This window comes from Actinacidiphila sp. bgisy145, from assembly GCF_057708125.1.
Window position 1 is genome coordinate 106,897 of the sequence record NZ_JBYIRL010000015.1, and the last position, 13,474, is coordinate 120,370.

Genomic DNA, 13,474 nt, shown 5'->3' on the forward strand with positions numbered 1-13,474 from the left:
CCCGACGTCCTGCCCGGAGCGGGGCGACCGGGCGCCGCTACGGGCACCCGCGCCCGCGGCGCCCGAGTGATCCGACCATCCGCCCGGGTCCTTGACGCGCCCGCACCCGCTGGCTAGCTTCCGACCAGAGCCCCTTCCCCCCAACTCGCGTGTTCCCGCACGCCAGACCACGGCTCAGGAGCCCCCCATGCGAGCAATGAGAACACTGCGCATCGCTGTCCTCACGGCCGTTCTGACAACGATGTCAGTCGCCGTGGCGCAAGGTGCCGCACCGCCGGAGCAGTCCTCGCCCGCGGTCAGCGCTGTCAGCGCGGCCACGACCGTCTGCAACAGCTACTGCGATGCCCGGGACCCCGCGCTCAGCACGCAGGACCGGCAGCCGGTGACCGCCTCCGTCGACTCCCGCTCGATCGTGCTGCACTTCGACGACAACGACGCCATGGCGTGGGGGTCGATCGGCAACGGCGGCGCCGGCGACCAGGTGTGGCTCGACCGGTCCTGGGACGGCGGCCGCACCTGGAGCGACGGCAGCAAGCTCGGCGCCACCTCCGTCCCGTCCGGCAACGGCGGCTGGCGCACGCTGATGTACAACGTCGACGACTGGAACAACGAAGGCGTCGGCGCGGTGCGCGCCTGCGGCGAGCCGGCCGGGACGAGCGACATCGCCTGCACCGCGTGGGCCCGCACCACCTGGAACGCCTGGTCCCGCGGCACCGCCGCGGCGACCGCGCTGATGATGTCCTACGACCGCGGCAGCAAGCTCTTCGGCGGCAACGGCTGGTGGACCAGCGCCAACGCGCTGACCGCGATCATCGACAACGCCCGGGTCAGCGGCATGCCGAGCTACAAGTACGCGATCAGCGAGACGTACAGCGCGAACATCAACGCGCAGGACGGCAACTTCACCAACAGCTACCTGGACGACACCGGTTGGTGGGGCCTGGCGTGGGTGGACGCCTACGACGCGACCGGCGACAGCCGCTACCTGACCACCGCGCGGGCCGACGCCGACCACATGGCCGACAACTGGAACAGCACCTGCGGCGGCGGGGTGCGCTGGAACACCGGCGGCCAGTACAAGAACGCCATCACCAACGAGCTGTACCTCTACCTCAACGCGGCGCTGCACAACCGGATCTCGGGCGACACCACCTACCTGGGCCGGGCGAACACCGAGTGGTCGTGGTTCCAGAACAGCGGCATGATCAACAGCGACCATATGATCAACGACGGCCTCGACGACTCCTGCGCCAACAACGGGCAGACCACCTGGACGTACAACCAGGGCGTGGTGCTCGGCGGGTTGACGGAGCTGTACAAGGCGACCGGTGACTCGGGCCTGCTGACCACCGCCCGTACCCTCGCCGACGCCTCCACGGTCAAGCTCGTCTCCGGCGGGGTGCTGCGCGAGCCGGGCGAGGGCGACGGCTGCACCGGCGACGGCCCGAGCTTCAAGGGCGCCTACGTGCGGGGGCTGGGCAAGCTCAACACCCAGCTGTCCGACCACCCCTACGCCGCCGACCTCACCGCGTGGGCGAACTCCGCCTACGCCCACGACCGCAACGCGCTCGACCAGTACGGCCCGCACTGGGCCGGCGGCAGCGGCAGCAGCGACTACGGCTGCCAGCAGAGCGTGCTCGACCTGCTCAACGCGGCCGGCTGACCCGGCCGTTCGTCCCGCGCACCACCCCTTCCCTTCCCCCCCACTTCCCGTCCACGCCTGACCGCGTGGACCCGTGAAGGAGCGTGGCACGACGATGAGAAGATCCCCCTTACTGCTCGCCCTGGCGCTGGCCGCCGCGGTCGGGGCCGGTGCGGGCACCGCGCTGCCGGCCGCGGCGGCCGCCCCGGCGGCTTCCCCCGCCTCCGCCTCCGCGTCCGCCGTGTCGTCCGCCGTCTCGCCCGCCGCCGCGTCGAGCCTGCGGGTGATGCCGCTGGGCGACTCGATCACCTGGGGCGTCGGCAGCAGCACCGGTGACAGCTACCGGTCCGCGCTGTGGGACGAACTGTCCGGCCAGGGACACGCGTTGGACTTCGTCGGCACCGGCCGCAACGGCACGATGGGCGACCCGGACAACGAAGGGCACTCCGGCTGGCGGATCGACCAGATCGCCGGCATCGCGGACGGTGTGCTCGACCGCTACCGGCCCGACGTCGTCACCCTGGAGATCGGCACCAACGACCTCAACCAGAACTACCAGGTCGCCACCGCCACCGACCGGTTGCACGCCCTGATCGACCAGATCACCGCGGACGTGCCCGGCGTCACCGTGCTGGTCGGCTCGCTGATCGTGTCGACCAACGCGGTGGAGGAGCCCAACCGGCCCGCGTTCAACGCGGCGGTGCCCGGCATCGTGCAGGCCGAGCAGAACGCGGGCAAGCACGTGGGATTCGTCGACATGAGCGCCCTGACCACCGCCGACCTGTCGGACGCGCTGCACCCCAACGACGGCGGCTACCAGAAGATGGCCGACGCCTTCGACGCCGGCATCCAGGCCGCGGACGCCGCCGGCTGGATCACGCCCCCGGTGCCGAACGGCGGCACCGTGCACTCCGGCATCGCGGGCAAGTGCCTCGACGACAACGGCGACAGCGCCGCCAACGGCACCGCCGTCCAGCTGTGGTCGTGCAACAGCAGCGACGCCCAGTGGTGGCAGCTGCGCACCGACGGCACCCTGCGGGCGGTCGGCAAGTGCCTGGACGCGGCCGACCTCGGCACCGGCGACGGCACGAAGGTGCAGCTCTGGGAGTGCAACGGCGGCGCCAACCAGGTCTGGGAGCCCTACGGCGGGGGCTACCGCAACCCGGTGTCCGGCCGCTGCCTCGACGACCCCAACTCCTCGACGGCGGACGGCACCCAGCTCCAGCTGTGGGACTGCAACGGCACCGACGCGCAGAAGTGGACGACGCTGACCGCCATCTGACAGGCCGGCACATTCACTGCCCCGAGGGGCGGCATGACGGCGGCGCGGCCAGGCCACGGGGCACCCTCCCGTGGCCGGACCGCGCCGCTCGGCGTCCGCGCGGGCCCGCTACACCCGGTCGGCCACGATCAGCAGGTACTGGAAGCTGCCGTTCTTGTATGCCGTCAGAAACGGTTCTTCGATGCCCGTGACAAGGTGGTCGGCCTGCTGGCGCAGCTCCCAGTACGGGATCGCCGTCGCCGTCAGGTCCTCGACGTGCACCGGGACCAGCCGGTTGGCCGCCATCGCCCGGAAGTACCCCGAGCGCGGGTGGATGTCGCAGATGTAGTGCGCGTTGATCAGCGACACCTCGCGGGAGGCCCGGCCGTATGTGTCGTTGTAGCAGCCGGTGATCGTGACGTAGCGGCCACCGCGCCGCAGCAGCCGGGCGTGCTCGGCGAAGAGCAGCTCCAACTCCACGTACATCGTCGACTCGTTGTTCCAGGAGGCGGCGTAGGCGCCGGTCTGGAAGCCGGTGTCGAGCATGTTGCGGTGGTGGTAGCGGACCTTGCCGTCGATGCCGCGGGCGCGGGCCTGCGCGTTGGCGAAGTCCGCCTGCTTGGTGGAGAGCGTCACCCCGTCGGCGTGGCAGCCGTAGCGCAGGTGGGCCACCACGCTGCCGCCGCCGCGCCCGCAACCGGCGTCGAAGACCCGGTCGTCGGGGGTGAGCGGCCCGAGGTGGGAGGCGAGCAGCTCGGCCTGCGCGTGCTCCAGGCGGTGCAGTTCGGCGGTGATCCGATCGCGCCGCAGGTTCGGGTCCGGCTCGTCGAGCACCGACCGGTCGGCGTCGCCGACGCCGTAGTGGTGGTGGTAGAGGTCGTCGATCTTGCCGAGTTCGAGGTTGACCGGGTTCTCCTCAGCGTTCCAGTAGTCCGCGATGCGGGTCTGGTACGTGGATTGGGCCGGCACCGGTGCGGTGGCGGTGCCGTGGTGGGACGTGGTCAACGCTGACTCCTTCTGTACGGGTGCATGGTGCTGGTGGTGCGGTGTTTCTGGTGGTGCGGTGTACCGGTGGCGCGTCTGGCGGTGGTGCGGTGGTGCGCCTACCAGTAGTTCGGCAGGTGGTATCGGTGGGTGTTGGTCGCGTGCCACTCGTGGTTGCCGGCCACCCAGTCCGACAGCCCCTTGGCGTAGCGGCCGACCAGCGGAGAGGTCACCGCCAGCGCGGCGGCCTCCTCCTCGAAGGACGCCATGATCTGGTTGTGGATCTCCACGCCCCGCAGGTAGGCGGACTTGAGCCCGCAACCCTCGTTGGCGGCCACCACCTGGGGCAGGTTGAGGTGCTCCGGGTCGGTCTCCAGCTCCTTGGTGAAGGAGTAGAGGTCGTTGACCAGGGTGGTCGCGTTGCACGCGAGCGCGGTGATCCGCTGGACCTCCGGCCGGGAGTAGAGCGGTTCGGGCAGTTCGTAGCCGTCCAGCGCGTCGACGATCGACAGGCAGGGGCGGAAGTTGTTGAACTGCCGCATGACCAGGTACTCCCAGACGGTGGGCACGTACTTCGTCTCGGCCCAGGCGGCTTCGGCGAGGTAGCCCATGTGCAGGCGGGCCATGTCGTGGACGAAGCGGGTGGTCTGGCTGGGCGTGGCGAAGGCGGCGTACCCCTTCATCGCCCAGTAGTACGAGCGCAGCGGTCCGTCCGCCTGCATGCCCTGCTGCCAGCCCGCTTCGGCCTCCGGCGTGCCGTGGTAGGGGTCGATCGCCGACTGGGCGAACAGTAGCGGTCCGCCCAGCCCCCGGTGCGAGCCGCCGCGGTCCTCCGCTTCCTCGCAGTAGCAGTCGTCCACGAGGTTCTCCGCGAGCAGGAGCTGGCCGGCGACGGTGAGCCGGTCCAGGTCCGCCGCGTGGGGGTGCTGGAGCACCACGGCCCGGCCGAACTGGAAGCCGGAGAAGTCCCCGGTCCACGCGGTGGGGAAGAGGTCGAGTTCGCGGGCCCACTCCTCCAGCCGGCGGTCGACCTCCTTGACCTTCTCCGGGTCGGCGGGCACGGCCGGCTGGTACCTCAGCCCCGGGATGACCCCGGTGCGGCGTGCGGCCGGGCGCGGGAAGCTCGGCGGTCCGGGCAGCGACAGGCGGGCCGGGCGGGCCGGTTGGGGGGACGCGGTCGCCGGGTTCTCCGCCCGGCCCTCGGACGCGGTCACTCGACCCGGCCGAGCTGGGCGTTCTCCAGGATGCCGACCGCGTCGGGCACCAGGATCGCCACCGAGTAGTAGGCCGTGACGAGGTAGCTGATGACCGCGGCCTCGTTGATGCCCATGAAGCGGACGTTCAGGCCGGGTTGGTACTCCTCGGGGATGCCGGTCGCGTGCAGGCCGACGACGCCCTGGTCCTCCTCGCCGGTGCGCAGCGCGATGATGCTGCTGGTGTGCCGTTCGCTGACCGGGATCTTGCCGCAGGGGAAGATCGGTACCCCGCGCCAGGCGGGCACCTGGTGGCCGCCGACATCGGCGCTGCCGGGCACCAGTCCGCGCTTGTTGCACTGCCGGAAGAAGGCGGCGATGGCCTTCGGGTGGGCGAGGAAGAGCTTGGTCTTGCGGCGCATCGAGAGCAGGTCGTCGAGGTCGTCCGGGGTCGGCGGGCCCGAGTGGGTGCTGATCCGCTGGCCGTAGTCGGTGTTGTGCAGCAGCCCGAACTCGCGGTTGTTGACCATCTCCCATTCCTGGCGCTCGCGGATCTCCTCGATGGTCAGCCGCAGTTGCTGCTGGGTCTGGTTCATCGGGTCGTTGTAGAGGTCGGCGACCCGGCTGTGCACCTTCAACACCGTCTGGGTGAGCGAGAGTTCGTACTCGCGCGGGCGCAGCTCGTAGTCGACGAAGCCGCTGTTGAGCACGGGTTCGCCGAAGTGGCCGGCCTGGAGCGGGATGTCCGCCTCGCCGCGGCGGTTGGTGGGCCGCCGCTGCTGCTCGGCGTACGCCGCCAGGTGCGCGGCCAACGACGGTTCGCGGGCGGAGAGTTCCTGGACGGTCTGCCAGGGCAGCGCCAGCACGACGCCGGCGGTGTCGGCCCGCACGGTGGTCTTCCAGCGCGGTTCGGCCTGGCCGATCGCCTCGTCGCCGACCTGGTCGCCGTCGGTGAGGACGCCGACGACGCCCTCCTCGCCGTACATGCCCTCGGCGTAGCGGGTGAGCCGGCCGTGCACGACCAGGAAGGTGTCGGTGATCGGCTGGCCGGCCTCGAAGAGCACCTCGCCCGGGCGGACGTCCCGGGGCTGGAAGTGGGCGGCCAGGTCGGTGAGGACGCCGGTGTCGGCGTAGCCGCGCAGCGGCGGGAGTTCGGTGAGGCTTTCGGGGATGACCCGGATGTCGTCGGCGCCGTTCTGCTCGAACGCCACCCGGCCGCGCCCGACGGTCAGTTGCAGCCGCCGGTTGACGCGGTAGGTGCCGCCCTTGATGTCCAGCCACGGCAGCATGCGGATCAGCCACCGGGAGCTGATCCCCTGCATCTGCGGTTCGGACTTGGTGGTGGTCGCCAGCTGGCGCGCCGCCTGGGTGGTGAGACTGGTGAGCTGTGCGCCGCTCGCCTGGTCGGCGGCGGGGTCGTCGGTGGTGGCGCCGGTGGGGTGTCCCGGTTCGGGCACGTTTTCTCCCGTAAGACGAGCTGGACAGGCAGCGTGAGAGGACCTGGTGACAGGTGAACGGGCTTGGTGGGCAACGGTGTTGGCGTACGCCGACGGTCGGGGCGGCGGAGCCCGCCGGTGGTTGCGTGCAGGGTCCAGCCAAGCAGCCGGGGGTGTGCGGCGGTATAGCGGAAGGGGGGCGCCTTCGCGCCCCCGGTGGTGTAAACCTCGCAGGTGGAGCACCTGGGGGAGTGCGCGCAGGAGTGTGCCGTTGGCGCGCAACGCGCGCCGGAGTGCGGGAGTGCACCCCCGGCGCGCGGGGGACCGTCGCACGCCGGTAGGTACCAGGCAGGGTGCCCGGGTGGGCGCCTGGAGGGGTACGCGGAACAGGCCCCGGGCGGCTGCCGCGCCCGGGGCCTGAATGATCCGCCCGTTCGGGCGATGTGTCTACAACGTGTTCGATCCGACCGTACGAGACGTTCCGCGGTTGCGGGCTACGCGCCGGCGAAGGCGCCGCCCGGGCCGAAGGCCAGCCGCGCGAAGTTGTCTCCGATCCGCAGGTGCGCTTCCTGGGAGGGGTGCACCTCGTCGGGCAGCGGCAGTTCGGCGTAGTCCGCGGCGCCGTACAGCTCGCGGCCGTCCAGGTAGTGCAGGTGCGGGTCGTCCGCTGCGCGCTGCTTGACGATCCGGGCGAGTTCGGAACGGATGACGCTCAGCGTCAGGCGGCCCGCCGCGACGTCGGCGGGGTCACCGGTCGCCTTGAAGCGGATCACCCCGTCGCCGAAGTCCGGCGCCAGCGGGCCGGGGGTGTCCTCCTGCACCGGGCACAGGATCGCCGACACCACCAGCAGCGGCGCGGTCGGGTGCCCCTCGCGGACGGTGTCGAGGAAGCCGTGGACCGCCGGGCCGAACGCGCGCAGCCGCATCAGGTCGGCATTGACGATGTTGATGCCGAGCTTGACGCTGATCAGGTCCGCCGGGGTGTCGCGCATCGCGCGGGCGGTGAACGGGTCGAGCAGCGCGCTGCCGCTGAAGCCGAGGTTGACCAGGTCGACGCCGCCGCGGGCGGCGGCCAGCGCGGGCCAGGTGCCCGTCGGATGCGTGGCGTTGGAGCCGTGGCTGATCGAACTGCCGTGGTGCAGCCACACCTTGCGGCGGCCGGCGGCGAGCGGCTCCACCGGAGCGTCGGTGCGCAGCGCGATCAGCTCGCTGCCTTCGTTGTGCGGCAGCCAGATCTCCACGTCCTTGGCGTGTCCGGGCAGGCCGGTGAAGCGGGCGGTGCCCGCGGGCCCCTCCGTCACCTCCACGGCCCCGGTCGCCATGTCCGTGGTGCGCACCCGGCCGCCGGGCGCGGTGGCCTGGCCGGCGGGCTTCCCGTCCACCACCAGGTCGTACACGCCGTCCGCGGGCAGCGGCGCACCGACGTACGCCCGCTTCGTGGCCAGCGCGTCCAGCTCGATCACGGTCGCCCGGGTCCGGAACACCAGGCGCACGCCGGACGGTTGGGCCTCCGCGACGGCCAGCAGGTCGTTCTCGGGGATCTGCCGGCGGGCGGCGGCGGGCAGCCGGTGCGGCAGCAGTCCGTGCGCGGTGGGCTCGATGTCCACGGCGCCGCGCAGCAGTTCGGGGGTGACGGGGGTGGTGGTCAGGGGCTGCTCGGTGCTCATGGTTTCTGCCTGTCGGTCGAGGGGTCGGTGCCCGGGTCCGTGCCGGTGCCGGTGGCGGGGGTCGCGCGGTTGCGCAGGAGGAGGTCGAGCGAGTCGATCAGCCATGCCCATGACTCCTCGGCGGCGACCGGGGTGTGGCTGAACGCTCCGCTCAGCTCCAGGTCCACGTAGCCGTGGAAGGCGCCGCCGAGCATCCGTACGGCGTGGGTCTGGTCCGGCTCCGCCAGGTCATACCCGCGCAGGATCGCCCGGGTCATCTGGGCGTGCCGTACCCCGGCGCTGTGTGCCGCCGTCTGCGGGTCCAGCCGCAGGCGCGCCGCCTCGTAGCGGCCCGGGTGCTCCCGTGCGTAGTCCCGGTACGCCTCCGCGAACGCCGCGAGCGCGTCCTTCCCGGCCCGGCCCGCGACCGCCGCGGCCGCCCGGTCGGCCATCTCCTCCAGCGCCAGCAGCGCGATCCTGACCTTCAGGTCGTGCGAGCTGCGCACGTGCGAGTACAGGCTCGCCACCTTCACGTCGAACCGCCGCGCCAGCGCCGACGCGGTCACCTGCCCGAACCCGACCTCGTCGGCCAGCTCGGCCCCCGCCCGCGCCAGCCGCTCCGCACTCAGCCCCACCCGAACCATCGGCTTCCTCCCATCCGCCTCCACCCATCATGCATCTGCCTACATCCTTTAGGCAAATGCCTACCGACCATGGGAGGAGCGGCACCGTGTACCGTGCGGACGGGCGCGGGCTGCTGGACGGCGAACCTCTCGCACCCCGCGGGCTCGTCCTTGGCGGAGAGGAACATCCGTTGCGTGTACTGGTCACCGGTGCCTACGGTTTCGTCGGCACCGCCGTGGTGCGGAGGCTCGCCGATGCCGGTCATGACGTCGTGGCGATGACCCACCGCGGCGCCGACGCCCCGCTACCGGAACTGCCGGTCACCGACGTCCTCCGGGCCGACGTTCTCGACGAGCGCCGTGTGACGGCCGCCCTCGAAGGCGTGCACGGCGTGTGCCACCTGGCGGCCCTCACCAGGGTGCGCGAGTCCTTCGAGCGGCCGGACGACTACCAGCGGGTCAACGTCGGCGGCACGACCGCCCTGCTGAACGCCGTGGGAGCCGCACGTACCGGCCGGGACGTCCCCACCGTCGTCCTGGGCTCCACGGCCGCGGTCTTCGGTGCTCCGGAGCACCAACCCATCGGTGAGGACGCCGCACCCGCCCCGGGCAATCCGTACGGCGTGTCGAAGCTGGCCGCGGAGGATGTGCTGAGGGATCGCGCGGAGACCGGCGCGGTGCGCGCGGTGAGCCTGCGGTGCTTCAACATCGCCGGGGCCGTGCAGGGGGTGGGGGACGCCGACGGCACCCGGATCATCCCGAAGGCGCTGGCCGTCGCGGCCGGCCGGTTCCCGCACCTGGAGATGAACGGGGACGGCACCGCGGTCCGGGACTTCGTGCACGTGGACGACGTGGCGCGCGCGTACCTGCTGGCGCTGGAGTCCACCACCGACGTGCCCTACCGCGTCTACAACGTCGGCGCCACCCCGGCGAGCATGCGCGAGGTCGTGGCGACGGTCGAGCGCATCACGGCCCGCCCCGTCCCCGTGGTCCGCCGCCCTCCCCAACCCGAGCCCCCGCGTCTGGTGGCCGACATCGCCAGGATCACGAATGAACTCGGCTGGAAAGCCGAGCGGTCCGACCTCGCCACGATGATCCGCGACGCCTGGACAGCAGCGTGATCCCGGGCGGCCCAGACGTCGGCACGACCGGCCGCACTCCGACGGGGGCCTGCGCCGGATCTCGTCGATCACCCTGCACGCGGCCCGCGAGTGGCGATGTGACCGGACGGCCGCACGCGGCGCTGTCGGCTCAGTGGTCGGCTCCGGAATTCCTTCGGGGGTCGGCTTCGGAGCCGGAACCATGGGGCGGGTTCGAGATCTATGTTCGTGTCGGATTCTTGCCAGAAGATGGGCAGTAGTCGATGTTTGGCTGCATCCATGACCATCACGCAGCCGGACAATGCCCGCCTCTTCCGCTCTCTGCACACACCAGCTGAACCCCTCGCGCTCGCCAACGCCTGGGATGTTGCGAGCGCCCGCGTCATCGAGGCCGCGGGCGCCCCCGCGATCGCGACCACCAGCGCCGGTGTCGCCTGGTCGCTGGGGGCTCCAGACGGCGACGTCCTTACCTGCGACCGGGCGCTGAAGCTGATCGCCCGGATCGTCACTGCCGTCGCGGTGCCGGTCACCGCTGACATCGAGGGCGGGTACGGGACGGATGCCGCCGGCGTTGCCGAAACCGTGTCCGGGGTCCTCGCGGCGGGTGCCGTCGGCGTCAACATCGAGGACGGCGCCCGGCCTCCGGCAGAGCTCGCGGCGCGGCTGGCAGCAGCTCGGCGGAGTGCCGACCGGGCAGGCGCGGATCTGTTCCTCAACGCGCGTATCGACACCTTTCTGTTCGGGCTCGGCGACCCGGACACCCGGCTGAAGGAAACCCTGGCCCGGGCGCATCTGTACGTTGACGCGGGCGCGGACGGCATCTTCGTCCCCGGTGTCACCGACACCGCCACCATCGCGGCACTGGCCAGGGACATTTCCGTACCGCTGAACGTCATGGCCGGCCCCGGCACCCCGACCGTTGCCGAGCTCGGCGCCCTCGGAGTGGCTCGCGTCAGTCTCGGCTCGGGCGTGGCGCAGGCCGCCTACGCTGCCGCCCGCTGCGCTGCACAGGACCTCTTCGGCACCGGCGGCTACGACTCCCTCGCCCAAGGCATCCCCTTCGCAGATCTCAACGCGCTGCTCTCCGGCCCCCACTGACCGGCCCGCCAGCCGGCCTCGCATACCAGGAGTTGGCCCGCCTACCGTGCCCGTTGCCGCCGCCTGTCCGATCCTTCTCACCGTCACCGACCGCAAGCGCTTGCAGAAGGTGACCTGGGGCCACACGAGCGATTATCGGCAGCGGGTGCGGGCGCAGATCGTGCTGCACGCCGCGCCCGGCCGCTCCATCGCCCGCATCGCGTGGGAGACGAGCCTGCACCTGGACACGGTGCGCCGCTGGCGGCACTGCTTCGCCGAGCAGGGACTTGCCGGACTGCGGGACCGCCAACGACCTGGCCGTCCGTCGCCGTTCACGCCCTTGCCGGCCGCCGAAGCGAAGGTTCTGGCCTACCGACTGCTGCCGAGAGCGGAGTGCCTCTGTCACGCTGGTCGGACCCGGAGCCGGCCGAGTTGACGGAGTTGGGGCACCAGCTCTACACGCTGCTCGCACGGTTCGACGGCTACGTTGCCGCCAAGGTTGGCTGGAACCCAGAAGGCTTCCTAGAGCTCAGCGATCTCAAGTCCGACTGGACTCCGGACGAGCTCAGCGACGGCAGCATCCACGGTCTGGTTCTCTCCGAAGCACTGCACGCCGAACTCGGCCTCGGCGACGACTACGTCACCTTTCGGCCTGGATATCGATGGGTCCCCTACCGCGGAGAGAAGCCCCGCCCGGAGACGGGTGGTCGGTTGGGTACGGTGCAGGCGGGTCTGGAGCGACGAGCTCCTGATCAGCCGTAGGTCGACGGGACGGATTGCCCGTCCCGCGGGGCCGAGGAGGGAGGTGCGGCGGTGTGTATTAGCGGGGTACCTCGCGAGGAACCACCGCTAAAGACCCCCAGCGCCGGGGCCGGCGGCGTACATTGCGGGGATGGAGTGCTTTGCCAGTTGGCGTACGCGCCGCTGAGGGAGCCCGGCTCACTGCTGAACGGGGGCAGGGAGCGGGCTGACCGATGCCCTTTTCCGCCCGGGTAACGAGCCCTCAGCCTGAGAGGCAGCACCTCCGTGCTCATCCGCGCATGCACCCCGCAGGACCTTGCACCGCTCACCGAACTGTCCATCGACACGTTCGGGCCGTTCTACGAGGAGTCCTTCCGCCCGCTGGTGGGCGAGGTGGTCTTCGCCGTCCAGCACGGCAACTGGCGCGAGGACTACCGCAAACAGGTCGCCGAACTCCACGCACCCGAACGACACCGGTACGTCGCTGTCGCCGAGGCCGACGACAAGATCGCCGGATACGTGGCCTGGCGCGTCGATCCGGCCCGCAAGAAGGGCGACATCGACATCCTGGCCGTCGCGGCCGGACACCGGCGCCACCGCCTGGGCACTGCCCTGTGCGAACACGCCTTCGCGCGGATGCGGGCACTTGGCGCCGCGGTCGTCGAGATCGGCACCGGCGGCGACGCCTTCCACGCCCCGGCCCGCGCCCTCTACACCTCCCTCGGCTGCACCCCGCACCCCCTCACGGTCTACTTCCGCGAACTCTGACCCGACGCGACCTCGTCCGCGCCGGTGCCGGGCGCCCCCCGGGTGGGGTCAGAAGGAGTCGGCGGGCCAGTGGAAGGCGGTGGGGGACGTGGTGGTGGCGTGGACGGAGGAGGGGGAGGCGAGGAGGGGGCGGGACATGCCGTAGTGGGTGGGGGAGAAGCGGGGGGCGGCGAGGAGGTGGGGGAGGGCGGCGCGGATCGCGGGGTCCGCGGGGAGGTGGACGGTGGCGGTGGTGAGGTGGGCCTCGCGGGCGTGGATGGCCGCGGCCGAGAGGAGCGCCGGGGCCGCGACGGCCTCGTGGCCCGGGGCGAGCGCGATCTCGGCGACCTCGACGGAGTCGGCCGCGGGACGGCGCAGGACGACGAAGCCCGTGCCCGCGTCCGTCAGCAGGGTCTGCGTCGGGGGCGCGTACCAGACGGGGACGCGGTGGGCCCAGTCGGCGGGGGTGCGGACGGTGGTCAGGGGGCGGGTGGCGTCGAAGGAGGAGCGCAGGGCGCGCAGGGTGGGCAGGTCGGCGGGGGCGGCGGGGCGGACACCCGCGGCGGCGGGGTGCGGTGCGGCGGTGGTGAGGGGCCCGGACCAGCCGGGTGCGGCGAAGGACCGCCAGCCGGCGCCTTCGTAGACGCGCGGGGTACCCGTGAACAGCAGGGACCAGGCGCAGCCGTCGGCGGTCATCGCGGCGACGGCGGCGGCGAGGAGGTGGCGGATGTGGCCCTGGCCGCGGGCGTCGGGGTGGGTGGCGACGCTGCCGACGCAGCCGACGCGCTGGGGTGTGCCGGCGGCCGAGCGGATGGGCCGGGGCAGGTAGTGCAGGACGGAGACGAGCCGCCCGTCGCCGGTCTCGGCGACGAACGTGCGGCGGTGGCGCCCCGGGTCGCGGCCCCAGAGCGTGGTGACGGTGGGCGCGTCGGGGAAGACCGCCGCCCACAGGGCGTGCAGGGCGCCCTCGTCGGCCGGAGCCGCGGTGCGGTAGCGCATGGCGGCGGCCTCCCTTCCGGAGGTG

13 protein-coding genes are annotated in these 13,474 nt (G+C 72.0%); 7 read left to right on the forward strand and 6 right to left on the reverse strand.

The genetic code is table 11. The features are described from left to right. Nucleotides 1-241 precede the first annotated feature (241 nt). Nucleotides 242-1,663 carry a glycoside hydrolase family 76 protein gene (locus AC3ERT_RS15990; RefSeq protein WP_435174864.1) on the forward strand — a complete coding sequence of 474 codons (1,422 nt, stop codon included), beginning with the start codon at nt 242-244 and terminating at the stop codon, nt 1,661-1,663. Nucleotides 1,664-1,757: 94 nt separating this feature from the next. Further along, nucleotides 1,758-2,924: a ricin-type beta-trefoil lectin domain protein gene (locus AC3ERT_RS15995; protein ID WP_435174867.1), complete on the forward strand. Its 1,167-nt coding sequence runs from the start codon at nt 1,758-1,760 to the stop codon at nt 2,922-2,924. A 108-nt stretch (nt 2,925-3,032) separates the two neighbouring features. Here the strand turns inward: AC3ERT_RS15995 and AC3ERT_RS16000 are convergent, their stop codons facing one another. From AC3ERT_RS16000 to AC3ERT_RS16020, 5 genes are all read right to left on the reverse strand, one after another. Continuing rightward, nucleotides 3,033-3,908 carry a geranyl diphosphate 2-C-methyltransferase gene (locus AC3ERT_RS16000; RefSeq protein WP_335979518.1) on the reverse strand — a complete coding sequence of 292 codons (876 nt, stop codon included), beginning with the start codon at nt 3,906-3,908 and terminating at the stop codon, nt 3,033-3,035. 98 nt (nt 3,909-4,006) lie between these two features. After that, entirely contained in the window at nt 4,007-5,032 is a 1,026-nt protein-coding gene (locus tag AC3ERT_RS16005; RefSeq protein ID WP_435174956.1) for a family 2 encapsulin nanocompartment cargo protein terpene cyclase, read from the reverse strand. Nucleotides 5,033-5,097: 65 nt separating this feature from the next. After that, nucleotides 5,098-6,537 carry a family 2B encapsulin nanocompartment shell protein gene (locus AC3ERT_RS16010; RefSeq protein ID WP_435136705.1) on the reverse strand — a complete coding sequence of 480 codons (1,440 nt, stop codon included), beginning with the start codon at nt 6,535-6,537 and terminating at the stop codon, nt 5,098-5,100. A gap of 473 nt (nt 6,538-7,010) precedes the next feature. Beyond that, nucleotides 7,011-8,183, reverse strand: a complete 1,173-nt coding sequence (locus AC3ERT_RS16015) for a GDSL-type esterase/lipase family protein (protein WP_435174870.1) — start codon at nt 8,181-8,183, stop codon at nt 7,011-7,013. Continuing rightward, entirely contained in the window at nt 8,180-8,806 is a 627-nt protein-coding gene (locus tag AC3ERT_RS16020; RefSeq protein WP_435136699.1) for a TetR/AcrR family transcriptional regulator, read from the reverse strand. The genes AC3ERT_RS16015 and AC3ERT_RS16020 overlap by 4 nt, the downstream gene beginning before the upstream one ends. A gap of 170 nt (nt 8,807-8,976) precedes the next feature. Between AC3ERT_RS16020 and AC3ERT_RS16025 the strand changes: the two genes are divergently transcribed. From AC3ERT_RS16025 to AC3ERT_RS16045, 5 genes are all read left to right on the forward strand, one after another. Next, nucleotides 8,977-9,906: an NAD-dependent epimerase/dehydratase family protein gene (locus tag AC3ERT_RS16025; protein ID WP_435174873.1), complete on the forward strand. Its 930-nt coding sequence runs from the start codon at nt 8,977-8,979 to the stop codon at nt 9,904-9,906. 258 nt (nt 9,907-10,164) lie between these two features. After that, entirely contained in the window at nt 10,165-10,983 is an 819-nt protein-coding gene (locus AC3ERT_RS16030) for an isocitrate lyase/PEP mutase family protein (RefSeq protein ID WP_435136693.1), read from the forward strand. A gap of 46 nt (nt 10,984-11,029) precedes the next feature. Further along, entirely contained in the window at nt 11,030-11,398 is a 369-nt protein-coding gene (locus AC3ERT_RS16035; protein ID WP_435174876.1) for a helix-turn-helix domain-containing protein, read from the forward strand. Continuing rightward, complete coding sequence (locus AC3ERT_RS16040) at nt 11,395-11,724, forward strand: hypothetical protein (RefSeq protein WP_435174879.1); 330 nt, start codon at nt 11,395-11,397, stop codon at nt 11,722-11,724. The genes AC3ERT_RS16035 and AC3ERT_RS16040 overlap by 4 nt, the downstream gene beginning before the upstream one ends. Nucleotides 11,725-11,988: 264 nt before the next feature. Continuing rightward, nucleotides 11,989-12,471, forward strand: a complete 483-nt coding sequence (locus AC3ERT_RS16045; protein WP_435136690.1) for a GNAT family N-acetyltransferase — start codon at nt 11,989-11,991, stop codon at nt 12,469-12,471. 48 nt (nt 12,472-12,519) lie between these two features. On the opposite strand, the gene AC3ERT_RS16050 is transcribed toward AC3ERT_RS16045, so the two are convergent. Next, the gene (locus AC3ERT_RS16050; protein ID WP_435174882.1) at nt 12,520-13,449 is read right to left on the reverse strand and encodes a GNAT family N-acetyltransferase; all 930 of its coding nucleotides are present in this window, start codon (nt 13,447-13,449) and stop codon (nt 12,520-12,522) included. Nucleotides 13,450-13,474 lie beyond the last annotated feature (25 nt).